This window comes from Corynebacterium riegelii, assembly GCF_016728505.1.
Classification (GTDB): Bacteria; Actinomycetota; Actinomycetes; order Mycobacteriales; family Mycobacteriaceae; genus Corynebacterium; species Corynebacterium riegelii.
The window spans coordinates 159,871-183,466 of sequence record NZ_CP068159.1 but is presented as its reverse complement, the minus strand read 5'-3'; the positions used below and the strand labels follow the sequence as shown (position 1 = coordinate 183,466).

The following is a 23,596-nucleotide window of genomic DNA, read 5'->3' as shown; positions in this document are numbered from 1 at the left end:
ATGGTGTGCAATAGCAAGATCAAACTAGCGGCGGCACTCAGTTTCCGCTTGGTGAGATGACAGGCTTTTCCAAGAATTCAGGGGTTGTTCACTTTGGCGCCACGTTCATTTTGCGTAGCAGGGTTTTTGCGCTGGTCAACGTACGTTCGAAGGCGTGTGGCCTCGTCGGATATACTGGTGCGCGTCCTTGTTTAAGGCGCTTGAAAAGGCGTTTAAAGCGTCCAACCTCCCTCAACACGAAGGATTCTCATGGCACGAGTCGTCGTCAATGTCATGCCCAAGACTGAAATTCTGGACCCGCAGGGCCAAGCAGTGCTGCGTGCACTGGGCCGCATCGGGGTGGAGGGCGTCGCTGACGTCCGCCAGGGCAAGCGGTTCGAAATCGAGGTAGATGATTCCGTAACCGATGAACAGCTTCGCCACATGGCTGAAACCCTGTTGACTAACACTGTGATCGAGGACTTCGAGGTTGTGCGATGAGCGCAACTATCGGAGTCATTACTTTTCCAGGCACGCTGGATGACGTAGATGCGCTGCGTGCCGTCCGCCTTGCCGGCGCTACGTCGAAGCAGTTGTGGCACGCGGATGATTCCCTCGACGGCATCGACGCGGTGGTCGTCCCCGGCGGCTTCTCCTACGGTGACTACCTGCGCACTGGCGCGATTGCTGCGCAGGCGCCGATGATGCAGGCAGTGATCGACGCTGCGAAGCGTGGCATGCCGGTGCTGGGTATTTGCAACGGTTTCCAGATTCTCACCGAGGCTGGCCTGCTGCCGGGCGCACTGACCCGCAACCAGGGCCTGAACTTCCACTGCGTTGACACCTACCTTGAGGTGGCAAACGCCGATACAGCTTGGACCAGCAAGTTCGAGCAGGGGGACAAGATCCTCGTTCCCGCCAAGCATGGTGAGGGCCGCTTCCAGGCGCAGCCAGAAACCATCGAGGCGCTGGAGAAGGAAGGCCGCGTGGTCTTCCGCTACACCGATAACTTCAACGGCTCGATCAACGCGATCGCGGGCGTGACCAATGAGACCGGCCGCGTCGTCGGACTCATGCCGCACCCGGAGCACGCTATCGAAGCCCTCACCGGCCCTTCCACTGATGGGCTGGGACTGTTCCATTCCGCCATCGACGCGATTTCGAAGATTGGAGCGTAAGACGCTGTGACTGTGGTGAACGATACCGTCGATAATGCAAAAGCAACCCCGGAAATTGAGCAGCCATACGCTGAGCTGGGGTTGAAGGACGATGAGTACCAGAAGATCAAGGAGATCCTGGGCCGCAGGCCGACGGACGCGGAGCTGACCGTTTATTCCGTGATGTGGTCTGAGCACTGCTCGTACAAGTCCTCCAAGGTGCACCTGCGCTACTTCGGCGAGACCATGACGGAGGAAATGGCCTCCAAGATCCTCGCCGGCATTGGTGAAAACGCTGGTGTGGTGGACATCGGTGGCGGTGATGCGGTGACCTTCCGCGTGGAAAGCCACAACCACCCCTCCTTTGTGGAGCCGTACCAGGGTGCCGCAACGGGTATCGGTGGCATTGTGCGCGACATTATGGCCATGGGTGCACGCCCGATTGCCGTGATGGATCAGCTGCGCTTTGGCGCGGTTGATGCAGATGACACCAAACGCGTGTTGCCGGGCGTGGTGCACGGCATTGGCGGCTACGGCAACTGCCTGGGCTTGCCCAACATTGGTGGCGAGACCGTGTTTGATCCAGCATACGCCGGCAACCCGTTGGTCAACGCCCTTTGTGTGGGCACGCTGAAGGTGGAAGACCTCCACCTGGCATTCGCCTCCGGCACCGGTAACAAGGTGATCCTGTTCGGCTCTCGCACCGGCCTTGACGGCATTGGCGGCGTGTCAGTGCTTGGCTCCGCCACGTTTGAGGAGGGCGAGGAGCGCAAGCTGCCTGCCGTCCAGGTGGGCGACCCGTTTGCAGAGAAGGTGCTCATCGAGTGCTGCCTGGAGCTCTACCAGGCCGGCGTTGTTGTGGGCATCCAGGACTTGGGTGGCGGCGGCCTGTCGTGCGCTACCTCTGAGCTTGCTGCTGCCGGTGACGGCGGTATGCGCGTGGACCTGGACGCAGTGCCGTTGCGCGCAGAGAACATGACCGCGGCAGAGATCCTCGCCTCTGAGTCCCAGGAGCGCATGTGTGCTGTTGTGGCCCCTGAGAACGTGGACCGCTTCATGGAGATCTGTGCGAAGTGGGAGGTTGGCGCAGCCGTCATCGGTGAGGTGACGGATGAGACTGACCGCCTGGCTGTCTACCACCAGGGTGAGCTGGTGATGGATGCACCGCCGTCAACGATTGATGCGGGCCCAGTCTATGAGCGTCCGTACGCACGCCCGGAGTGGCTGGATGGCGTCCAGGCAAAGACCGAGGTAACCAAGTCCGATGACCTAGTGGGCACCTGGAAGCAGATGGTTGCATCGCCTGCGCTGTGCTCGCGTGACTTCATCACGCAGCAGTACGACCGCTATGTGCGTGGCAATACCGTGCAGGCCAAGCACGCCAACGCTGGTGTGCTGCGTATCAACGAGGAGTCCGGCCGCGGCGTGGCAATCTCCGCTGACGCTTCCGGCCGCTACACCTACCTGGATCCGAACATGGGCGCGCGCCTGGCGCTGGCGGAGGCGTACCGCAACGTTGCTGTCACCGGCGCAACCCCGGTTGCCGTGACCAACTGCCTGAACTTCGGCTCCCCGGAGAACCCGGACGTGATGTGGCAGTTCGCTGAGGCAGTGCATGGTCTTGCCGACGGCGCACGTGAACTCTCCGTACCTGTCTCCGGCGGCAACGTGTCCTTCTACAACCAGACGGGCGACACTCCGATTCTGCCCACCCCGGTGGTTGGCGTGCTCGGCGTGATCGAGGACGTGGAAAACTCCATCCCGCACGCCCTGCCAGCTGGTGCGGAAGAGCACGTGCTGGTTCTTCTGGGCGAGACCTTTGAGGAGTTCGGCGGCTCTGTCTGGCAGGACATTTCCGGCCAGGGCCTGGCAGGCCTGCCGCCGCAGGTTGACCTTGCTAATGAGGCCCGCCTGGCGGAATTCTTCGGCGGCGTTGAAGGTGTTTCCGCAGCCCACGACCTGTCCGAGGGCGGCCTGTCCCAGGCGGTCTTCGAGCTGCTGCTCGCCTCCGGCTTGGGCGCAGACCTCAACCTGGAAGCCGTGCATGAGGACGCGTTCACCGCGCTGTTCTCTGAGTCCGCGTCCCGCGTGCTCATCGCCGTGTCCCGCGACCGTGTTGATGCAGCGCTTGAGCGCGCCGCTGCTGTTGGGGTGCCGGCTGTGGTGGTTGGTGAGACGTCTGCAAGCGGCAAGCTCTCCTTCGGCAACCAGGAAGTCGCAGTGGACGAGCTGGCTGAAGCTTGGGCCGCGACGCTGCCGCAGCACTTCGGCCACAGTGTGGCACCGAACGCTGCGGTCTAAACCCGCAGGCTAGTCCACGCGCTGGGTAGCCTTTGGCATTTCCACCAAAGGCACCGGCTCGTACTGGCCGCGCAGGTCCTTCAGAGCCTGCGTGTGCTCCCACAGCCGCCTGTCTTCCGCCGTCACCGGATTGAACTGGCGGGCAGGCAGCGGGGTGCCGTCAATGTCCGTAGCCAGGTAGGTTACGGTCGCATGGATGGCATCTTTAAGGTTCTCGCGCCCGCCACGTGGGTCGCCGGAACGCACGTGGATTGAGGTGTGCAGCGAACGGTTATCCGTACGCGTCAGGCGCGCCTCAACCTCAATCAAATCCCCAATGTGAATCGGGCGGTAGAAGCGAATGCCGCCCGCATACACGGCGACGGTGCGCTCACCCGACCACTCCATGGTGCACGCCATGCCGGCTTCATCTATCCACTCCATGGCGGTGCCACCGTGCACGTTGCCGCCCCAGTTCACGTCTGTTGGCTTAGCCAGGAAGCGGTGCACAACCCGCGGTGCGGTGGAATCGTCCGTGTAGGTTTGCTCGCTCATTTCTGCCTCGATGGCCTTGCGCAGGTCAATGCGGCTCAGTGCTGCTTGCTCTACGCGGCGCTCTTCATCGGTGGACGGCACAAATGTAGGAACCGGGGTGGGTTTGCCGGTCTCGGTGTCCTTAGCCACGAAGATGACCAGGCAGTCGCATGCGCGCGTGAAGATTCCCTGGCGAGGGTCCGCCGACAGCACCTCATTAACAATGTGCATGGAAGAGCGCCCGGTCATGGCCACGCGTGAGCGGACCTCCACAATGTGGCCCGAGGGGATCGGGCGGGTGAAATGGATGTGCCCAACGTAGGCGGTTACGCAGTAGGTGGATGACCACTGTGCGGCGCACGCGTAGGCGGCCTTATCAATCCACTCCAGGACGCGTCCGCCGTTGACGCCTTGGGCGCCGGCGTGCAGCACGTCGGTCGGTGCGGCCATAAATCGCAGGGTGATGGAGGGCGACTTTTCGGTGGGTACGGGTGCTTCGGACTTGCTTCCAGACATAGCAACACAATAGCCATCGCCGCGTGTTGTGCTGGCATGGCACTATGCAGTTATGGCGAGCAAACAGGTTGATCCGGCGGAAATGACGCAGGCTGTTGCGGCGGTGGCTGCGTGGCTTGAGGGGGAGGGGGTAAAGCCGACGCGTGCGCAGCTTGCGGCGGCGTGTCGCACGACGGCTCGCACGCTTGCGCAGGAGTTGCCGGGGCATGCGGTTGAGCTGCGCATTCCGCCGTTTGTGGCCGTGCAGTGCGTCGAGGGCCCTCGGCACACGCGCGGTACGCCGCCGAATGTTGTGGAGATGGATCCGGAGACCTGGTTGCGGCTTGCAACAGGGCTTTTGCTTTTCGACGCCGCGTTATCCTCCCCCCACGTCCACGCCTCCGGCGCGCGTGCGGGTGAGGTTGCGAGGGGGCTTCCGGTCGTTTCACTTTCGGCAGTTCGGCGCTAGTCGGATACCATAGGGGTCGTGCAAGGTGAAGCCAGGGAAGAGTGCGGCGTCTTTGGGGTATGGGCGCCGAAAGAAGACGTATCTAAACTGACGTATTTCGGGTTGTTTGCGCTGCAGCACCGTGGTCAGGAAGGCGCCGGCATTGCTGTTGGCGATAAGGAAAACATCGTGGTGTTTAAGGACACCGGCTTGGTCAGCCAAGTTTTTGATGAAACCGTCCTGGGCGCGCTGCAGGGTGATGTGGCGATTGGCCATACGCGCTATTCCACCGCGGGTGGAAATAGTTGGGATAATGTGCAGCCGATGTTCCGGACGTCGCCAAACGGCACTGATGTGGCGTTGGCGCACAACGGCAACTTGGTCAACTACGCGGAGCTGCAGGCGGAAGCCATTGAGAAGAAGCTGGTGCCTGCCGATGGCGTGCAGGGCCAGGGCTCTTCCTCTGACACTGCGGTGGTCTCTGCGTTGTTGGCGGCTCTGATTCGTGAGGAGCACACGCTTCTTGACGCATGCGAGCAACTCCTCCCACGCATCCACGGCGCCTTCTGCTTCATGATTACGGACGGGCACACGCTCTACGCCGCACGTGATCCGCATGGTGTGCGGCCGCTTTCGTTGGGGCGTCTTGAAGAAGGCTGGGTGGTTGCCTCTGAGACGTGTGCTTTGGACATTGTGGGCGCCGCCTTTGTCCGTGAGATCGAGCCAGGCGAGTTGATCTGGATTGATGAGACGGGTGTGCATTCCAAGCGCTACGCCGAGACCACGCGCGCGCACTGCGTGTTTGAGTACGTCTACGTTGCTCGTCCGGATTCGGTGATTGAGGGCCAGACGGTCAACAACTCCCGCATTGAAATCGGCCGCAGGCTGGCGCGCGTCAACCCCGTCGAGGGTGATCTGGTGATGCCGGTGCCGGAATCCGGCACCCCGGCCGCGATTGGCTACGCCGAAGAATCTGGCATCCCGTTCAAGCAGGGGTTGATGAAGAACGCCTACGTGGGCCGCACCTTCATCCAGCCTTCCGACACCCTGCGTCAGCTGGGCCTGCGCCTGAAGCTCAACCCAGTACGCCAGGTCATTGAAGGCAAGAAGCTGATCGTGGTGGATGACTCCATTGTGCGCGGCAACACGCAGCGCAAGCTGATCCGCATGCTGCGTGAGGCAGGTGCTGCGGAGGTGCACGTGCGTATCGCCTCGCCGCCGGTGAAGTGGCCGTGCTTCTACGGTATTGACTTCGCCAGCCCCGGTGAGCTAATTGCAAACCATGGCCGCGGTGGCTCGGATGAGGAGATCGCGGAATCTATCCGCACCATGATTGGTGCAGACTCCCTGGCGTTTGTGCCGATTGACGATATTGTTGCGGCGTCCCACCAGGATGCCGAGAACCTTTGTGCCGCGTGTTTCACCGGCCATTACCCACTAGGTTTGCCGGAGGGCAACCCGAACGCGGACCTTGTCCGCCGCATGAAGAAAGGCGCCGAAGCGTAAATGAGTAACCCCGAGATTTCCTACGAGGCCGCAGGCGTATCCATCGAAGCCGGCGACAAGGCCGTTGAACTGTTCGCGCCGCACGCCAAGCGCGCCACCCGCCCGGAGGTCCGCGGCGGACTCGGCGGCTTTGCCGGTCTGTTTGCCTTGGGCAAGTACAAGGAGCCGTTGCTGGCCGCAGGCTCTGATGGTGTGGGCACGAAGCTGGCCGTTGCCCAGGCGATGGACAAGCACGACACCATTGGCATTGACCTGGTTGCCATGTGCGTGGATGACCTGGTCGTCTGCGGTGCTGAGCCGCTGTTCCTGCAGGACTACATTGCAATTGGCAAGGTTGTGCCGGAGAAAGTCGCTGAGATCGTCGGCGGTATTGCAGAAGGCTGCGTCCAGGCAGGCTGCGCCCTTCTCGGTGGCGAGACCGCAGAGCACCCCGGCGTAATGAACCCGGATGACTACGACGTCTCCGCAACCGCCGTTGGCGTCGTCGAGGCCGATGAGCTGCTCGGCCCCCACCTGGTGCGCGAAGGCGACATCATCATCGGCATGGCATCCTCCGGACTACACTCCAACGGCTACTCCCTTGCCCGCCACGTGCTTCTGGAGCGCGCCGGGCTGCCGCTTGACGGCCACATCGAGGAACTTGGCCGCACGCTTGGCGAGGAGCTGCTTGAACCCACCCGCATCTACGCTCTTGACTGCCTTGAGCTGGCCGCCGAGTGCGAAGTGCGTACCTTCTGCCACGTCACCGGCGGTGGCCTGGTGGGCAACATGGAGCGCATCATCCCAGAAGGCCTGGTTGCAGAGATGCGCCGCGCCACCTGGACCCCGGGCCAGATCTTCCGCACCATCCGCTCTGTCGGCCAGGTGCCGGATGCGGAGATGGAGAAGACTTTCAACATGGGTGTGGGCATGGTTGCCGTTGTGTCGCCTAGCGACCGCGACCGTGCACTAGCCATTTTGGCCGCACGCCACATTGATAGCTGGGTGCTTGGCGAGGTCCGCGCCGCCACCAACGACGACGAACCCCGCGCCCTGCTCACCGGCGAGCACCCGCAGTACTAGCTGCGCCGAAAAACGGCACGCGAAAAGAGCGCACCCCGCGTATTGGCTCGGGGTTGCGCTCTTTTCGTTGCAAACAGGTGCAGCTGGCTGCGGTTAGGCAGCGGTTAGGCTGCGGCTGTTAGGCTGCGGCAGCGAGCTGCAGTGAGAAGGTGGGGGAGTTAGCGAGCAACGCGGCGCTGGCCGCGGTTGTCCTCATCCTCATCGTCCCAGTTGCCGTAGTCGGCATAGTCGGCGTAGTCGCCGTACTGGTCGTCCACCTCATCGTCGTCCTCGGCCCAGCCTCCTGGGACCTGTGCTGCAAGCTCACGTTGCAGGGAATCGAGGTCCATTTCCGGAGAGTTGTACTTGAGCTGGCGAGCTACCTTGGTCTGCTTTGCTTTGGCGCGTCCGCGGCCCATGGCGTGACCCCCTTGAGGTGCTATTTATCTAATCGTATTTGTCCTGCCAGACATAATAGCGGGTGCCACCAAAAAATTCCCCTCCGCCCATCTACCTGCGCGGATTCACGCCGCCGCGGAGTTTGTCAATGGCGGCACGTCCTGCGCGCTCACCTTCTTCGGCGGGCAGGGAGTCTGGGTCAACGTTGGCCGCCACGCCGTTGATGTCCAGGGACGCGGTGGGGTCTGTAAGTGCAGAGCGTTTCACCAGCGCCAGCGCGATGGGGCCGTAGTCGGCGTCTTGGACCACGGTGCCCAACTGGCCAACCTTGCGGCCGCCAAGCGTGATCTCGGCACCAGGGGCGGGCAGCTCAGGTGCGGAGCCGTCAAGCTGCAGCATCACCAATAGTCGTGGTGAACGGCCGAGGTTTTCCACACGCGCCACGGTTTCCTGACCCCGGTAGCAGCCTTTGTGCAGGTGGACGGCGCCGAGGTGATCGCCACGGCCGATGAGGGTGGGCGCTTCGTGGGGGATGGAGCGCTCATCAAGATCCACACCCAGCTCCGGCTCGACCGCGCGAACGCGGGCCGCGGTGTACGCCATCAAACCGGCAACGCGACCGCCGTCGGCCTGCCACGCGTCCAGGGTGGGGGTGACGGTGGTGGGGGATAACAGGGCGTCGTGAAGCAGAAAGCTCCCGAAACGGCGGGTGCGGGTGGCAACGGCGCCGTCGAGCGGCCGGCCGAAGGTGGAGACCAGCACGAGGTCGGTTTCCTCGATGGTGACGTCGGACCAAAAGACCATGCGTTGCAAAAACTCAAGGAACGACGCCTTTTGCTGCGGCAACATGTCCAGGTAGAACGTTGAGCCGTCAAACATCACGCCAACGTGGTGCAAGATGTGTCCCTGGGCGTTCAGGTCGAGTGCGAAGGCGCCGAAACCGGCGGCTACACCGTCGAGCTTCTGGGAGAGTAAGTTGTTCAAAAACGTCGCGGCATCAGGGCCGGAAACGGCGATGACGTCGTAATACGAGCGGTCAATCAGCGTCGGCGTTTCAGCCAACGCGCGCTGCTCCGCTAAAGGATCCCCAAAGTGGAGCGCAACATGCGTCTCCGGATCAGGAACGGCACCAGGAAGATCAACAGAGAACATTCGAGTCACGGCCCCGATCATAAGGGCATAATGGGTAGATATGTCACTCCTAGCGCCAGAACCCGTCATCTACCTGGTAGAGCCCTACGGCGGATCCATCCGCAGACAAAACCCGAACACGCCGCACGTGTTTTGGGACGACGCAGCCGTCACGCGCGGAGACGGCGTATTTGAAACCATCCTGATCCGCAACGGCAAACCACGAAACGTGGAGCGCCACCTGGAGCGCTTCACCCGTTCCGCGGAGGCGCTTCAGCTGCCGGTGCCGGACGCGCAACACTGGCTGAAAGCCACCCAGGAGGCGGTGGCGGATTACGTGCGGGAGCGCGGCGGCAACCCAAAGGAAGTCAAGGAAGCAAAATGCACCTGGACGCTTAGCCGCGGACGGGAGACCACAGGTGTGGCCACCGCGTGGCTGACCGTGCGCGATATTGACCCTGAAGTGCGCAAACAACGCGAAAACGGTGTGAAGGTAGTGACCACCCCGCGCGGGTTTGTGGCGGATCCGGAAGTGCCGTGGATGGTGGGGGAGGCGAAAACGCTGAACTACGCCGCGAACATGGCGGCGCTGCGCTGGGCGCGCGAGCAGGGCGCTGATGACGTGATTTACGTGGAGCGCGAGACCGGCCGTGTGCTGGAAGGTGCCACAAGTACCGTCATCATGCTGAAGAAAGGCGGACGCATGCGCACCCCGGCGCCAGGGCCGGGGGTCATGGCCGGCACGACGCAGGCGGCGCTTTTCGCGCTCGCTGAAAAGGAAGGCTTCAAGTGCAAAGCCAAAGATATCTATATCAACGAGCTGTTGAAGGCGGAGTCGGTGTGGCTCGTGTCGTCGACACGCATCTGCGCACGCGTGACCCACATTGATGGCACGAAGCTTGCCACCCCCGAAAATGAAGCGGAGATCAAAGCGCTGATCTCCGCCGCAGCACGCTAGCGCTAGCCGGCGATGCGCTTGAGCTCTGCCGACATGTACGGCACCAGCTCGCCGTCGACCACGCGCTCGTCCACCCAGCCGAGGTTGTTGTTGGGCATCAGGCCGTAGAGGCGGCGTCCCGGGCCGTGGTGTGCAGGGCCGGTTTCGGTGGCGATGGTGGATGCAGATTCCAGCTGCCACGCGCGCTCATTGCGCATGCTGCCGTAGAGGATCTCCACCAGGCCGCGCGGGTTGGCCAGCACAACTTCAATCTCGTCCTTTTCGGAGATGCGCCAAAAACCGAGTTCGCGCTGCTCCGGGCCGGTTGACTCGCCGTTTTCATCGAGGCGCCACATGCGGGAGTCAAAGCGCAGGTAGTTGCCACCGTCGTGGGAGAAGATCAGCTGCTGGCCAAAGGCGTATTCCTCGCCCTGCTCGTTGATTTGGCCGCTGCCGTGCCAGACGCCGACGAGGGGGAGGAGGGCCAACAGGCCGTCGTGAAGCGAGGGGCCCTGGCGCAGGTTCGCGGTGTCGTCTTCCAGCGGGAACTCTTCGAAGCCGAGGCCCGGGATGTTGCGGTGCGCGGTTGCTTTGGATTGTTCGGCGGCGAGGTTGACGGCGTCGCTGCCGTTGAGCTTGTCGTTTTGGTTCTCATTTTCAGTCATGCACTCAAGGGTAGCCTGGCACCATGACTGACTACTTAGAGCTTGTGCAAGCTGCGGAAAACCATGATGGTGTGGCCCCGTTGTCGGAGGCGTTCCTGCGCGGCTTGGATGGCGATTATGCACGCTTTACGGTGGATGGCGGCTTGGCCCTTGCAGCCTCGGACGGCAGTGTTGAGCTTGTCGTGCACCCTGATTGCCGCAGGCAGGGTAAGGCGAAGGAGCTTTTCAGGCTTATCGACGCCAACGTCAACCACCCCAAACTGTGGGCCCACGGCAACCTGCCCGCGGCCCAAGCCACAGCGGAGTCTTTAGGCCTGCGGCCGGTGCGCGAGCTGCTGGTTATGTCCATCGGTGCCGATCAGGTTAGCCGCGGCCCGGTTGAGCTTCCGGAAGGCTTTGCAGCGTTGACGTACGCGCAGGCCGTTGAGCGTTTCGGGCGCGAGAACGTGGAGCAGGCGTGGCTGGATGTAAACAATGACGCTTTTGATTGGCATCCCGAGCAGGGCGGTTGGGATCTGGCGCGTTTGCGCAGCGCAATGGACACCGACTGGTTTGATCCGGCAGGCGTGTGGCTGCTGTACCAGGGGGAGCAGCTGGCAGGTTTTCATTGGACGAAACGCCACCCCGGAAACGTCGGCGAGGTGTATGTGATTGGCCTGTCTTCAGCCCATCGGGGGGAGGGGTTGGGGGTACCGCTTTTGCAGTTGGGGTTGGAGTCCCTCTTGGAGGGTGGATCTACGCAGGTCATCCTCTATGTTGAGGCCGATAATGAGCCTGCTGTGAAGCGATATTCTCAGGCTGGTTTCACAATTGCTGAATCACATGTGATGTACCAGAAATAGGCCGATACGCTGCGGATATGTTTGCGAGGAGCGCGTGTTCACTGATTGTTCACTTGGCACGCAACCCTCGGTTAACCATGAGGTTCTACGTTTAGCAGCTGTGAGTAATCGGAGGCGCTGTGTGCCGAAGGCGTACAGCCCGCGCCGATTCTCTTTGAACGAGCTACCAATGACCTGAAAGGTTATCCCGTGATCCGCAACATCAAGCGCACCGCCGCAATCGCTGGCGTCGTTGCAGTTTCCTCTGTCTCCCTCGTTGCTTGCAACAGCTCCGACGACACCGACACCGCTGCTACCGAGACCGCTGCTGAGTCTTCGGCTGCCGAGACCCAGGCTGAGAGCTCTGAGACCGCAGCTGCTGGCGACTACGTACTGTCCGGCGAGACCGGTGCACTGGTTGCTGAGGGCGCTTCCTCCCAGCAGAAGGCAATGGACTACTTCGGCGAGATCTACGCCAAGGAAGTTCCGGGCGCCAACCTGGCATACAACCCGTCCGGCTCCGGTGCTGGCCAGAAGAACTTCATTGCAAACCAGGTGAAGTTCGCTGGCTCTGACTCCCCGCTGAAGGACGAGCAGGTTGAGAAAGCTGCCGCACGCTGCGGTGGCAACGAGGCGTGGCACCTGCCGTTCGTTATCGGCCCGGTTGCAATTGCCTACAACATCGACGGTGTTGATGAGCTGAACCTGACCATTGACAACATTGTTGACATCTTCCAGGGCACCATCACCAACTGGAACGACCCGGCTCTGGCTGAGTCCAACCCGGACGCAACCCTGCCGGATCTGCCGATCCAGGTGTTCTTCCGCTCTGACGAGTCCGGCACCTCCGACAACTTCCAGAAGTTCCTGGCTGCCGCTTCTGACGGCAAGTGGACCGGCGAGGGCAAGGCCTTCCCGCAGGAAGTTGGCACCGGCGCTAACGGCTCCACCGGTGTGGCACAGGAGGTTAACGCAACCAACGGTGCAATCACCTACGTTGAGGCTGGCTTCGCTGACAACAAGGCAAACATCGACTTCGGCCACGGCCCGGTTGAGCTGAACAAGGACACCGTTGGCAACGCTCTGGCCAACATGGAGTTCAAGACCGAAGGCCACAACATGGTGGTTGACGCGGATAAGCTCTTCGCTTCCGATGCGGCTGACTCCTACCCGCTGATCCTGACCACCTACGAGATCGTCTGCTCCGCTGGCTACGACGAGGCAACCTCCAACCAGATCAAGGACTTCCTGAACCTGGCACTGGACCACCAGGACGATGAGCTGGAGGCTGAGGGCTTCATCCCGGTCACCGGTGCTCACGCTGAGCGTCTGCGTGAGGCTGTCAACGCAATCCAGTAAGACGAGTCAAAGCGTGCAGTCTTTGACCGTCTGCTCACCGCGCTAGTAGCGCGGATGGCGAGTGCGCCCCCCACGACATTCGTCGATTGGGGGGCGTACCTATGCAGGAAGTTTCTACTCGGCGCGGCAACCGCGCCCCATAGGCTTTTGTTCTCATCCAACTAAAGGAACTGCGAATTATGGCTGACAATGACCTGTCACCAAACACTGATCCGGTAGTGCAGCGCTCCACCGCAACTCCCGTTATGCAGGGCGATGACCAGCAGGACGCGAATGCATCTGCTATCACAACGTCCGGCCGTGGCGCTGGCGCGAAGCGTCCCGGTGACCGAGTGTTTGAATTTCTCTCCACGATCTCCGCAACCCTGATCACGGTGTTGGTGGCAGCGGTTGGTCTCTTCCTGCTTCGCCAGGCAATTCCACCACTGTCCCGTAATGAAGGCGGTGTGCTTGGGTTCTTCACTTACGGCGGACCGTGGAGCACCTCCGACTTGGAGAACATGCAGTTCGGTATCCCGAACCTGTTCTTCTCCACGCTGACCATTTCGCTGATCGCGCTGATTCTTGCGATGCCGATCGCGCTTGGTATTGCACTGTTCTTGTCCAACTATGCGCCGAAGTCCCTGGTGCGCCCGCTGGGCACGCTGGTGGACATGCTTGCCGCTGTTCCTTCGATCGTGTTCGGTCTGTGGGGTGCGCAGGTGCTTGGCCCGAAGCTGGGCAAGTTTTACGACTGGATCAACAGCTGGGGCGGCGACTTCTTCCTCTTTGCCACCTACCAAAACTCCCCGCCGTTCTCCACGGCGCGCAACGTGCTTACCGGTGGCATTGTGCTGGCGATCATGATTCTGCCAATCATCGCGGCAACCGCCCGCGAGGTGTTCGTGCAGACCCCTCCAGGCCAGATCGAGTCCGCCCTGGCGCTGGGCGCTACCCGCTGGGAAGTGATCCGTATGACAGTCATCCCGTTCGGCTGGTCCGGCTTCATCGCCGGTGCCATGCTGGGCCTGGGCCGTGCACTGGGTGAGACCATGGCGCTGTACATGGTGGTCGCACCTGCGAACGACTACCGCGGTTCGCTCTTTGACGGCGGCACTACCTTTGCTACCGCAATTGCAAACGCCGCAGCGGAGTTCAACAACCCGATCAGTGCTGGCGCCTATATCGCCGCTGGTTTGGTGCTGTTCATCCTCACATTCATTGTCAACTCGATCGCTCGCGCGATTGTGAACAAGAGCAAGTAGGCAGGAGAAACAAAGATAATGTCTACCGCTATCTCAAGCCAGAATCCCAGCGCAGGCGCGCCGAGCACGTCGGCAAACCCGACGCCGTTCACCCACATCTCCAGCGGGCGTAAGACCACCAACTCCATCATGGGTGGCGTCATGTGGTTCTGCATGATCCTGGCGCTGATCCCGCTGCTGTGGGTGCTGTTCACCGTGCTTATTAACGGCTGGAAGGTCGTTGTTGACCCAGCCTGGTGGACCCAGGACATGGTCGGTGTCCGCGCTTCCAAGGAAGGCGGCGGCGCAGCCCACGCAATTGCCGGTACGCTGCTGCAAACCTTCGTTGCTTCCGTGTTCTCCATCCCGGTGGGTGTGTTCACCGCGATCTACCTGGTGGAGTACTCCAACGGCAACAGGCTGGGCAAGTTGACCACCTTCATGGTGGATATCCTTTCCGGCGTGCCGTCTATTGTTGCGGCGCTGTTCATCTACGCGTTGTGGATCACCATCCTGGGCCAGCAGCGTTCGGGCTTCGCCGTGTCCTTGTCGCTGATCCTGCTCATGATCCCGGTTGTTGTGCGCAACACTGAGGAGATGCTGCGCGTGGTTCCGATGGATCTGCGTGAGGCTTCCTACGCGCTGGGTGTGCCGAAGTGGAAGACCATCGCACGCATTGTGCTGCCAACTGCGCTGTCCGGCATTGTCACCGGCATCATGCTGGCAATTGCACGCGTCATGGGCGAGTCCGCCCCAGTGCTGATTCTTGTGGGTTCCAACCCGGCGATGAACCTGACCCACATGTTCAACCAGCCGCAGTCCTCGCTGCCGCTGTTCATGCTTGACATGTGGAAGACCGGCGCCACCGGTCCGGCGAATGAACGCCTGTGGAGTGCGGCGCTGACCCTGGTGATCATCGTTGTTGCACTGAACCTGCTCGCCCGCTTCATCGCAGCCAAGTACTCGGTGAAGAAGAAGTAACCCGCCGTAACACCTTCGAATTACAGGAGAAATACTGATGTCCAAGCTTTCGTTGAAAGACGTCAACATTTACTACGGCGACTTCCACGCCGTGCAGAACGTGAACATGGAGATTCCGGCCCAGGCCGTGACCGCGTTCATCGGCCCGTCGGGCTGCGGTAAGTCCACCGTGCTGCGCACCATCAACCGCATGCACGAGGTCATCCCCGGTGCCTCGGTGAAGGGCGAGATCCTTTTGGACGGCCACAATATCTACGGCAAGGGCGTCGACCCAGTGTCCGTGCGCAACACCATCGGCATGGTGTTCCAGAAGGCCAACCCGTTTCCCACCATGTCCATCCGTGACAACGTGGTTGCCGGCCTGACCCTGTCTGGTGAGAAGAACAAGAAGAAGCTCGACGAGGTTGCCGAGCAGTCCCTGCGTGGCGCGAACCTGTGGGACGAGGTCAAGGACCGCCTGGACAAGCCGGGTGGCGGCCTTTCCGGTGGTCAGCAGCAGCGTCTGTGCATCGCTCGCGCGATTGCGGTCCGCCCGGAGGTCCTGCTTATGGACGAGCCGTGCTCCGCCCTCGACCCCATCTCCACCCTGGCCGTTGAGGATCTGATCCACGAGCTGAAGGAAGACTTCACCATCGTGATCGTGACCCACAACATGCAGCAGGCTGCGCGTGTGTCTGACAAGACGGCGTTCTTCTCCCTGGAGGCAACCGGCCGACCGGGCCACCTGGTGGAGTTCAACGACACCACCAAGATCTTCGAGAACCCGGACCAGAAGGAAACCGAAGACTACATCGCCGGCCGCTTCGGCTAAATGCTCCAGCGAAACCCTTTCGCAGCTAGGGTGCGTAGCTAGGGTTTTACCCCTAGCTACCGCTCGGCGGTGGCGATGAACGTCAGTTGGCGGGCGATGCTGACACAGTGGTCAGCAAAACGCTCGTAGAAGCGAGAAATCAGCGCGGTATCAACAGCGTGGCAGTTTGTGTACTGCCACGCTTCGCTTTTTGCGGCGTCGGTGAGTTCGGCGGAGATGGTGTCGATGACATCGTCAGCGTCGTCAAGCGAAAGCTCCTGTGTGCCATCCGTAATCATGGCGCAGACCCGCTCGGCCATGGTGTCGGCGGCCTGGGCCATATCCATCACCAGCGGAACTATTTCTGCGGGCAGTGTGGGGGAGGGGTGGTACTGGCGTGCGATTTTGGACACAGATTTGGCCAGCGAACTCATGCGCATCAGATCCTGGCCAACATGGATGTACGCAAGCACCTGGCGCAGCTCCGTAGCCACCGGGGTTTCACGCGCAAGGAGCTGCAACGCGCGGTCTTCACACCTGCGGTGGATATCCCCCAGCGCATCGGACTCCGTCATCGCGCCTTCGGCAGCCTCAAGATCCTGATCCGCCAAGGCCTGCGAGGCGTGGCGCATGCTCTCCCGAGCAAGCTTGGCCATCGCGACCATGTCCTCGGTGTAGTTGCGCAGTTCATCGCGGTACACCAAGCGCAGCGGCACCGGGTCACGCCCGAAGCCTGTGCTATCCACCATTGTTTTCTATCTCCGCTCCTTCCGGAACTGTCTCATCTTCCGGATCATCCAACCACCCCTCAGGCAACGCGACCTTGGAGGGCGAGCCCTGGCGGCCGCGCGCATCATCAGCATTGTCGGCTAGCTCTGTGGAATCAGCAATCGTGTCCAACAACGCCTGAAGCTGTGTCAGCGACGTGACTTGTGCAAGCTGCTTACGAAACTCTCCGCCCACCGGGAAACCGCGCAGGTACCAGCCGGTGTGCTTGCGAATGTCACGACACGCGTGGTCTTCACCATCGTGCTGGGCTAGCAGTTCTGCGTGGCGGTAAATAATGCGTGCTACTTGTCCCAGCGTGGGCTCTGGTGGTACGTCCTCGCCGCGCAGCTGGGCGCCAAGCTGCGCAAACAGCCAGGGGCGGCCCAGGCAGCCGCGGCCAACCTCAACGCCATGGCAGCCGGTTTGTGCCATCATGCGCGCCGCGTCTTCGGCGGCGAAAATGTCGCCGTTGCCAATCACCGGCACGTCGGTGCCGTCCATATGCTCCACCAGGCGTGCAATCTCATCCCACTGTGCGTTGCCGGAGTAGCGCTGGGCCGCGGTACGTGCGTGCAGAGCAACAGCCGCAGCGCCTTCCTCGGCGGCGATACGGCCGGCATCGAGGTGCGTGTGGTGGTCATCATCAATCCCGATGCGGAACTTCACCGTCACCGGGATATCGGTGCCTTCGGTTGCGGCCACCGCGGCGCGCACGATGTTGCCGTACAGCCTGCGCTTGTAGGGGATCGCCGAACCCCCTCCGCGCCGGGTCACCTTGGGTACTGGGCAGCCGAAGTTCATGTCAATGTGGTCTGCAATATCTTCGTCCACAATCATCCGCACCGCTTCGTACGTGTATTTCGGGTCCACGGTGTATAGCTGCATGGAGCGAGGGCGCTCCACGTCGGCGAAGGTGGTCATGTGCATCGTCTTTTCGTTGCGTTCCACCATTGCGCGCGCGGTGATCATCTCACAGACGTAGAGTCCGGATGCTGTGCCGGTGAGCTCCTGCTCAATTTCGCGGCACAACACGCGAAACGGCATGTTTGTCACCCCCGCCATCGGAGCAAGGATGACGGGGGAGTTTGTCTCAATTTCCCCTATACGCATAGCTGTCCATTTTCCCATGACTCACACTTTCGGGGGTAGGACTTTTTGCTTTTCGACGTTCGTCCGGTGCGTTATAGGTCACAATAGGGACGCACTGTAACTAATCGGTTATTTCCGGCACCGCGCCGGGGTGAGTAACCGGTACTTATGAAGAGAGAGGGATCACATGAGCGATCGCATCGCCTATGCAAAACTGCGTGACAAGGTCATGACTGCCGAAGAGGCAGTTCAGTTTGTCAACCACGGCGACAAGGTTGGTACCTCCGGCTTTACCGGCGCTGGCTACCCCAAGGCCATGCCGGCAGCAATCGCAGAGAAGGCCAAGGCAGCGCACGCCAAGGGCCAGGACTTCTCCATTGACCTGTACACGGGCGCTTCCACGGCACCGGAGTGCGACGGCGTGCTGGCTGAGGCAAACGCGCTGCGCTACCGCATGCCGTACCAGTCTGACCCGCAGATGCGTAACAAGATCAACGCGGGCGAGATGAAGTTCCAGGACATCCACCTGTCCCACTCCGGCATGATGGTGGAGCAGGGCTTCTTCGGTGAGGTTGACCTGGCAATTGTTGAGGCCGTCCGCATTACTGAAGAGGGCAACATTGTCCCGTCTTCCTCCGTGGGTAACTCCGTTGAGTTCCTCAACGCCGCCAAGAAGATCATCATTGAGGTCAACTCCTGGCAGTCCGAGGAACTTGAGGGCATGCACGACATCTGGACCGTGCCGGCGCTGCCGAACCGTATTCCGATCCCGATTGTGAAGGCTGGTGACCGTATCGGTACCACCTACATTGAGATTGATCCGGAGAAGGTTGTTGCCGTCATTGAAACCAATGACCCGGACCGCAACGCCCCGTTCAAGGCGCCGGATGAGGTTTCCGAGCAGATCGCTGGCAACTTCCTCGACTTCCTGGAGAACGAGGTGAAGGCTGGCCGCCTTACTTACGACGGCTACGTGATGCAGTCCGGCGTGGGCAACGTCCCGAACGCCGTGATGGCGGGCCTGATGGACTCCAAGTTTGAGAACATCCAGGCATACACCGAGGTCATCCAGGACGGCATGGTTGACCTGATTGACGCAGGCAAGATGACCGTTGCCTCCGCAACGTCGTTCTCCCTGTCGCCGGAATACGCAGAGAAGATGAACAATGAGGCGTCGCGCTACCGCGAGTCCATCATCCTGCGCCCGCAGTCCATCTCCAACCACCCGGAGGTCATCCGCCGCACGGGCCTGATCGCGTCTAACGGCATGATCGAGGCGGACATCTACGGCAACGCCAACTCCACCCACATCAACGGCTCCCGTCTGATGAACGCGCTGGGCGGCTCCGGTGACTTCACCCGTAACGCCTACATCTCCTCGTTCATCTCCCCGTCTGTGGCTAAGGACGGCGCGATTTCTGCAATCGTGCCGATGGTCTCCCACGTGGACCACACGGAGCACGACGCAATGGTGTTCATCACCGAGTACGGTGTGGCCGACCTGCGTGGCCTGGCACCGCGTGACCGCGTGGCAAAGATGATCTCGATTGCGCACCCGACCTACCGTCCGCTGCTGGAGGAGTACGTCGAGCTGGCATCCAAGTGCAAGTACCAGGCAACGCCGCACGACCTGCGCCACGCTTTCGACTTCCACACCCGCATTGAAGAGACGGGCACGATGCTGAAGTAGGACTGCGTTCCTGATGTGTTCCTGACCCACAGCATCCGCGGGTAGTCCGCGCCCCGATTACCGGCATGCGCCGGCGGGGCGCTAGGATATCCGCGTCGGGCCTTTAGCTCAGCTGGTAGAGCTACGGACTTTTAATCCGCAGGTCGCGGGTTCGAGCCCCGCAGGGCCCACCGTGATGCCCCGGTTAACGCCGGGGCATTTTGCGTACCTGGGGGTTTGTCGTGTGCTCGGGGCTTTTGCTTTGCTAGGTTTTTCGCATGGGCATTGATGCATCCTCCAGCGCAGTTCTGCTTGCGCTTGGTATCTCGCTGCTGGCCGGGCTTGCTACCGGCCTGGGCGGCCTTGTAGTGGTGCTCAAGCGTGCCCCCAGGAGCGGCGTTCCTTGCTTCCGCGTTGGGCTTTTCTGCCGGTGTCATGATCTACATCTCCTTTGTAGAACTGCTCCCAGAAGGCATCGCTGGGCTTGAAGGGGCCGGAAATGCTCGTGCTGAGCTTTGGGGTGTCATTGCGTTTTTCGGCGGGCTTGCGTTGATTGCGCTTATAGACCGCTGCGTGCCCGAAGAAATCAACCCTCACGAAGAGCCCCACCACCTGAGCGTCGGCGGGATTTCGCGGGCGCGAATGCGAAACGTTGGCCTTGTGGCGGCGGCTGCCATTGCCATCCACAATTTCCCGGAAGGATTTGCCACCTTTGCAGTAGCACTGTCAGATCCTGCGCTAGCGGCGCCATTGGCAATCGCTATTGCGATCCACAACATTCCAGAAGGTGTGGCGGTAGCGGTGCCGATGCGTGAGGCGACCGGTTCGCGTTGGAAAGCCTTCGGCTGGGCCACGCTCTCCGGTCTGGCGGAACCGCTTGGTGCCTTGATTGGTTTCCTACTGCTGCAGCCTTACCTGGGCCCGCAAACGCTAGGGATTACGTTTGCTGCGATTGCGGGCATCATGGTCTTTGTCAGTCTGGATGGTCTTTGTCAGTCTGGACAAACTGCTGCCCACGGCGATTGCCACCGGCAAGCATCACGCCGCGATGTACGGCACGGTTGCGGGCATGGCAGTCATGGCCGCAAGTCTGCTGATCCTGCCGGGGTAGCGCCTCGAAGGCCTATACTTCCCACATGGGTCTACTGCGATTTATCCTGAACGTAATTTGGCTGTTTACTGCCGGTATCTGGCTGTTTATCGGCTACATTCTGGCGGGCATTGTGGCATGTCTGCTCATTGTGACTATTCCGTTCGGCCTGGCGTCATTCCGCATCGCAGACTATGTGATTTGGCCGTTCGGCCGAGAAGTGATCCAAGGCAACGTCGGCGCCCTCGGGATGTTAGGCAATGTCATCTGGTTCATTGTGGCGGGGCTTTGGCTGTCTATTGGGCATATTGTTACCGCCGCGGCGCAGGCTGTCACCATTATTGGCCTGCCGCTGGCGTGGGCAAACCTGAAGTTGATCCCGGTCACCTGCTTCCCGTTTGGCGCACAGGTGGTGGATTCCAATGATGATCGTGCGCGCTACGCGCCGGTAGTTGGATAACGTGCTCTAGCTGCTCGTTTGTTTTGTATCCATGAGCTGATTTATGATGAGCGGGCTGTCTTTTCAGCGCCCCCATCGTCTAGAGGCCTAGGACTCCGCCCTTTCACGGCGGCAACACGGGTTCGAATCCCGTTGGGGGTACGGCCCTGTGGCGCAGTTGGTTAGCGCGCCGCCCTGTCACGGCGGAGGTCGCGGGTTCAAGTCCCGTCAGGGTCGCCATAGCGCCCCGAGGTTTTCCTCGGGGCGCTTTGCGTACGTAGATATGGGCCTGGGTGCCGTATTCGACGCTGTGGCGGCTACATGTCCGCACACTATCGGCAAGCAAAACCACTAAAAACATATAACTACCTGCTGATTTGTGGCTTGTCGCGTAGTCTGTGTAAGGTATCAACTCGTGCAACAGCACAGAAACAAATAAATAAGGCCCTGTGGCGCAGTTGGTTAGCGCGCCGCCCTGTCACGGCGGAGGTCGCGGGTTCAAGTCCCGTCAGGGTCGCTGAATTGCTTGGGAAACGAGTAGTTCTGGCCAGATAGCTCAGTTGGTAGAGCACACGCCTGAAAAGTGTGGGGTCGCCAGTTCGATCCTGGCTCTGGCCACATCTCAAATACACCCCTCCTTGCTGGTAGTGATACCGCGGGGAGGGGTGTATTCGTTTTGTCTGTAGGGTGTGACTATGGCTAACAACGACTACCAGCTTTCCAAGAACGAAGCCGCGGGCCAGTACGAGCTCACCATCGGTGATGAGGTCGCCGGCTTTGCAAGCTACGCAGACCGCGGCGATGTGCGAGTGCTGCCGCACACGGTGGTAGATCCCAAATTCCGCGGCCAGGGGCTCTCACGCCCGCTGATTCAGTACGCGCTCGATCAAGCGCGTGCGGATGGCATGAAGGTCGACCCAGCGTGCTCCGCGGTGGCGAAGTTCATCGACCAGAACGCGGACTATCAAGACCTGCTGGCCTAAACCAGCGCTGGCCTAAACCAGCACTGCCTAGACCAGCGCCTAGACCAGCGCCTAGACCAGCGCAAGCACGGCTAGATCGTGTAGTGGCCCGGGTCGACGTAGCAGTCCGGGTCAACCAAGTGGGTTTTCTCGCCCGGGTTCTTGGGGCGGATCTTCGCGGGGATGCCCACAGCGATGGAGTGCGGCGGCACGTCCTTGGTAACTACGGCGTTCGCGCCTACAGCGGAGCCTTCGCCAATAACGACGGGGCCGAGCACCTTGGCGCCGGCGCCGATCGTCACGTTGTCACAAATCGTCGGGTGGCGCTTCGTCTGCGTAAGCACCTGGCCGCCGAGGGTGACGCCGTGGTAGAGCATCACGCCGTTACCAATCTCGGCGGTTTCGCCAATCACAATGCCCATCCCGTGGTCAATGAAAAACCGCCTGCCAATGGTGGCGCCGGGGTGGATCTCAATACCGGTGAAGAATCGGTTTGCCTGCGACAGAATCCTGGCGGGCGCTTTCCAGCCGCGTTTCCACATCGCGTGACAGAGGCGGTGCACCCAGATTGCGTGCAGGCCGGAGTACACAATTGCGTTCTCTACGTCGCCTCGTGCCGCGGGGTCGTGGTCCCGGGCATTCGCCAAATCCTCACGGACAGTCGCGATGATCTCCAACAGCATAGAAGGCAGCTTACATGCGTAACCCCCGCGTCCCGTGGTGTTGGATTCATGGGAGGCGGGGGCGTTGGGCGTCGTCAAGCGAAAAGCTCCTAGTCGCGGATGTCCTCGTACAGGACGGTGGAGACGTAGCGCTCGCCGAAGTCCGGGATGATCACAACGATGGTCTTGCCGGCGTTCTCCTCGCGCGCGGCCAGCTCAAGGGCTGCCTTCACGTTTGCGCCTGCGGAGATGCCGCCGAGCACAGCGTCCTTCACTGCCAGCTCGCGAGAGGTGGCAACGGCGTCCTCGTTGGTCACGGCGATGATCTCATCTAGCACGCCACGATCCAGCGTGCCCGGCACAAAGTTTGCGCCCAGGCCCTGGATCTTGTGCGGGCCAGCCTCGCCCTTGGACAGCAGCGGGGAAGCGGCCGGCTCAACTGCCACAGCCTTGACGTCTGCTTTCTGCTCCTTTAGGTACTTGGCGCTACCGGAGATGGTGCCGCCGGTGCCTACACCTGCAACGATGATGTCAACTTCACCGTCGGTGTCGCTCCAGATCTCCGGGCCGGTGGTGTTGTAGTGGATCAGCGGGTTCGCCTCGTTTTCAAACTGGCGAGCCAGGATGGCGTTGTCGCGCTCCGCCACAATCTCGTTGGCCTTCTCCACGGCACCCTTCATGCCGGCAGCGCCCGGGGTGAGCACGATTTCTGCGCCGTATGCACGCAGCAGCACGCGACGCTCCGTGGACATGGTTTCCGGCATGGTCAGGACAACCTTGTAGCCCTTTGCCGCACCTGCCAGCGCGAGTGCGATACCGGTGTTGCCGGAGGTTGCCTCAACGATGGTGCCGCCCGGCTTGAGCTCGCCGGAAGCCTCGGCAGCCTCAACGATGGCCTTGCCAATCCGGTCTTTCACCGAGTTTGCCGGGTTGTAGAACTCCAGCTTTGCCAGCACGCGAGCTTTCGCGCCGTGTGCTTCGGTGATGCTGTTGAGCTCGACCAGCGGGGTGCCGCCGATGAGTTCGAGCACGTTGTTTGCAATCTTTGCCATGGTGTTTCTCCTTGTATTTGCTGTATTCGTTTTCTGCTGTTGGCAGTATACACCTTTAAAGTAGACCGGCTAGTTTTTATTCGTCAGACAGAGCAGTCTGCTTATCGACGCCATTCCCA

The 23,596-nt window shown here is 61.1% G+C and carries 23 protein-coding genes, 5 tRNA genes and 1 pseudogene; 21 read left to right on the top strand and 8 right to left on the bottom strand.

What is annotated here, in order from left to right:
- The first annotated feature begins 249 nt into the window (after positions 1–249).
- Genes purS through purL form a run of 3 tightly spaced genes read left to right on the top strand, consistent with a single transcriptional unit; the run spans position 250 to position 3,437 of the window.
- The gene (gene purS / locus I6I71_RS00945) at positions 250–480 is read left to right on the top strand and encodes a phosphoribosylformylglycinamidine synthase subunit PurS (RefSeq protein ID WP_052206204.1); all 231 of its coding nucleotides are present in this window, start codon (positions 250–252) and stop codon (positions 478–480) included.
- Positions 477–1,157 (top strand): phosphoribosylformylglycinamidine synthase subunit PurQ, encoded by a 681-nt coding sequence (purQ, locus tag I6I71_RS00940; RefSeq protein ID WP_201821573.1) that lies wholly within the window; start codon positions 477–479, stop codon positions 1,155–1,157. Before purS ends, purQ begins: the two co-directional genes overlap by 4 nt.
- 6 nt (positions 1,158–1,163) lie before the next feature.
- Entirely contained in the window at positions 1,164–3,437 is a 2,274-nt protein-coding gene (gene purL, locus I6I71_RS00935; RefSeq protein WP_201821572.1) for a phosphoribosylformylglycinamidine synthase subunit PurL, read from the top strand.
- A 9-nt stretch (positions 3,438–3,446) separates the two neighbouring features.
- Here the strand turns inward: purL and I6I71_RS00930 are convergent, their stop codons facing one another.
- A complete protein-coding gene (locus I6I71_RS00930) occupies positions 3,447–4,466 on the bottom strand; it encodes an acyl-CoA thioesterase (protein WP_201821571.1) in 1,020 nt (339 codons plus the stop codon).
- A gap of 52 nt (positions 4,467–4,518) precedes the next feature.
- Between I6I71_RS00930 and I6I71_RS00925 the strand changes: the two genes are divergently transcribed.
- Genes I6I71_RS00925 through purM form a run of 3 tightly spaced genes read left to right on the top strand, consistent with a single transcriptional unit; the run spans position 4,519 to position 7,461 of the window.
- The gene (locus I6I71_RS00925) at positions 4,519–4,914 is read left to right on the top strand and encodes a sterol carrier family protein (RefSeq protein ID WP_101735061.1); all 396 of its coding nucleotides are present in this window, start codon (positions 4,519–4,521) and stop codon (positions 4,912–4,914) included.
- Positions 4,915–4,932: 18 nt separating this feature from the next.
- Complete coding sequence (gene purF / locus I6I71_RS00920) at positions 4,933–6,399, top strand: amidophosphoribosyltransferase (protein WP_236587337.1); 1,467 nt, start codon at positions 4,933–4,935, stop codon at positions 6,397–6,399.
- Positions 6,400–7,461, top strand: coding sequence for a phosphoribosylformylglycinamidine cyclo-ligase (gene purM, locus I6I71_RS00915; protein WP_052206214.1), 1,062 nt, complete (start codon positions 6,400–6,402; stop codon positions 7,459–7,461).
- 158 nt (positions 7,462–7,619) lie between these two features.
- On the opposite strand, the gene I6I71_RS00910 is transcribed toward purM, so the two are convergent.
- Together I6I71_RS00910 and ygfZ are read right to left on the bottom strand one after the other, a co-directional pair.
- Entirely contained in the window at positions 7,620–7,859 is a 240-nt protein-coding gene (locus I6I71_RS00910) for a DUF3073 domain-containing protein (protein WP_070464168.1), read from the bottom strand.
- A gap of 91 nt (positions 7,860–7,950) precedes the next feature.
- The gene (gene ygfZ / locus I6I71_RS00905) at positions 7,951–8,991 is read right to left on the bottom strand and encodes a CAF17-like 4Fe-4S cluster assembly/insertion protein YgfZ (protein WP_236587427.1); all 1,041 of its coding nucleotides are present in this window, start codon (positions 8,989–8,991) and stop codon (positions 7,951–7,953) included.
- A gap of 40 nt (positions 8,992–9,031) precedes the next feature.
- Here ygfZ and I6I71_RS00900 point away from each other — a divergent pair, with 40 nt between their 5' ends.
- Positions 9,032–9,928 carry an aminodeoxychorismate lyase gene (locus I6I71_RS00900; protein WP_201821569.1) on the top strand — a complete coding sequence of 299 codons (897 nt, stop codon included), beginning with the start codon at positions 9,032–9,034 and terminating at the stop codon, positions 9,926–9,928.
- A gap of 2 nt (positions 9,929–9,930) precedes the next feature.
- On the opposite strand, the gene I6I71_RS00895 is transcribed toward I6I71_RS00900, so the two are convergent.
- Entirely contained in the window at positions 9,931–10,572 is a 642-nt protein-coding gene (locus I6I71_RS00895; protein ID WP_052206220.1) for a heme-binding beta-barrel domain-containing protein, read from the bottom strand.
- A gap of 23 nt (positions 10,573–10,595) precedes the next feature.
- On the opposite strand from I6I71_RS00895, the gene mshD reads away from it, so the two are divergent.
- The 5 genes from mshD to pstB all read left to right on the top strand — a co-directional run bounded on the left by mshD (position 10,596) and on the right by pstB (position 15,767).
- The gene (gene mshD, locus I6I71_RS00890; protein ID WP_201821568.1) at positions 10,596–11,414 is read left to right on the top strand and encodes a mycothiol synthase; all 819 of its coding nucleotides are present in this window, start codon (positions 10,596–10,598) and stop codon (positions 11,412–11,414) included.
- A 189-nt stretch (positions 11,415–11,603) separates the two neighbouring features.
- Complete coding sequence (gene pstS, locus I6I71_RS00885) at positions 11,604–12,752, top strand: phosphate ABC transporter substrate-binding protein PstS (protein WP_201821566.1); 1,149 nt, start codon at positions 11,604–11,606, stop codon at positions 12,750–12,752.
- 179 nt (positions 12,753–12,931) lie between these two features.
- The gene (gene pstC, locus I6I71_RS00880; protein WP_052206226.1) at positions 12,932–13,996 is read left to right on the top strand and encodes a phosphate ABC transporter permease subunit PstC; all 1,065 of its coding nucleotides are present in this window, start codon (positions 12,932–12,934) and stop codon (positions 13,994–13,996) included.
- An 18-nt stretch (positions 13,997–14,014) separates the two neighbouring features.
- A complete protein-coding gene (gene pstA, locus I6I71_RS00875; RefSeq protein WP_201821563.1) occupies positions 14,015–14,956 on the top strand; it encodes a phosphate ABC transporter permease PstA in 942 nt (313 codons plus the stop codon).
- Positions 14,957–14,993: 37 nt separating this feature from the next.
- On the top strand, positions 14,994–15,767 hold the full coding sequence (pstB, locus tag I6I71_RS00870; RefSeq protein WP_052206230.1) for a phosphate ABC transporter ATP-binding protein PstB: 774 nt from the start codon (positions 14,994–14,996) through the stop codon (positions 15,765–15,767).
- A 56-nt stretch (positions 15,768–15,823) separates the two neighbouring features.
- Here pstB and I6I71_RS00865 read toward each other — a convergent pair whose 3' ends face one another.
- Together I6I71_RS00865 and dusB are read right to left on the bottom strand one after the other, a co-directional pair.
- Positions 15,824–16,495, bottom strand: coding sequence for a phosphate signaling complex PhoU family protein (locus I6I71_RS00865; protein ID WP_201821561.1), 672 nt, complete (start codon positions 16,493–16,495; stop codon positions 15,824–15,826).
- Positions 16,485–17,624 (bottom strand): tRNA dihydrouridine synthase DusB, encoded by a 1,140-nt coding sequence (gene dusB / locus I6I71_RS00860; protein WP_201821559.1) that lies wholly within the window; start codon positions 17,622–17,624, stop codon positions 16,485–16,487. Before dusB ends, I6I71_RS00865 begins: the two co-directional genes overlap by 11 nt.
- 166 nt (positions 17,625–17,790) lie before the next feature.
- Here dusB and I6I71_RS00855 point away from each other — a divergent pair, with 166 nt between their 5' ends.
- The 9 genes and pseudogenes from I6I71_RS00855 (at position 17,791) to I6I71_RS00815 (ending at position 21,784) form a co-directional block, all read left to right on the top strand.
- Complete coding sequence (locus tag I6I71_RS00855; RefSeq protein WP_070494502.1) at positions 17,791–19,293, top strand: acetyl-CoA hydrolase/transferase family protein; 1,503 nt, start codon at positions 17,791–17,793, stop codon at positions 19,291–19,293.
- Positions 19,294–19,390: 97 nt separating this feature from the next.
- Positions 19,391–19,463 (top strand) — tRNA-Lys (locus I6I71_RS00850).
- An 87-nt stretch (positions 19,464–19,550) separates the two neighbouring features.
- Positions 19,551–20,383, top strand: a pseudogene (zupT, locus tag I6I71_RS00845) (zinc transporter ZupT).
- A 25-nt stretch (positions 20,384–20,408) separates the two neighbouring features.
- A complete protein-coding gene (locus I6I71_RS00840; protein ID WP_201821557.1) occupies positions 20,409–20,822 on the top strand; it encodes a YccF domain-containing protein in 414 nt (137 codons plus the stop codon).
- A gap of 68 nt (positions 20,823–20,890) precedes the next feature.
- Positions 20,891–20,963 (top strand) — tRNA-Glu (locus I6I71_RS00835).
- 1 nt (position 20,964) lies between these two features.
- Positions 20,965–21,041: transfer RNA gene (locus I6I71_RS00830), tRNA-Asp, on the top strand.
- Between the two features lie 203 nt (positions 21,042–21,244).
- Positions 21,245–21,318 (top strand) — tRNA-Asp (locus I6I71_RS00825).
- 28 nt (positions 21,319–21,346) lie between these two features.
- Positions 21,347–21,419: transfer RNA gene (locus I6I71_RS00820), tRNA-Phe, on the top strand.
- Positions 21,420–21,496: 77 nt separating this feature from the next.
- Positions 21,497–21,784 carry a GNAT family N-acetyltransferase gene (locus I6I71_RS00815; RefSeq protein ID WP_201821550.1) on the top strand — a complete coding sequence of 96 codons (288 nt, stop codon included), beginning with the start codon at positions 21,497–21,499 and terminating at the stop codon, positions 21,782–21,784.
- Positions 21,785–21,855: 71 nt separating this feature from the next.
- Here the strand turns inward: I6I71_RS00815 and epsC are convergent, their stop codons facing one another.
- Both epsC and cysK read right to left on the bottom strand, forming a co-directional pair.
- Positions 21,856–22,446, bottom strand: coding sequence for a serine O-acetyltransferase EpsC (gene epsC, locus I6I71_RS00810; RefSeq protein ID WP_201821548.1), 591 nt, complete (start codon positions 22,444–22,446; stop codon positions 21,856–21,858).
- 89 nt (positions 22,447–22,535) lie between these two features.
- Positions 22,536–23,477 (bottom strand): cysteine synthase A, encoded by a 942-nt coding sequence (gene cysK / locus I6I71_RS00805; RefSeq protein WP_201821546.1) that lies wholly within the window; start codon positions 23,475–23,477, stop codon positions 22,536–22,538.
- Positions 23,478–23,596 lie beyond the last annotated feature (119 nt).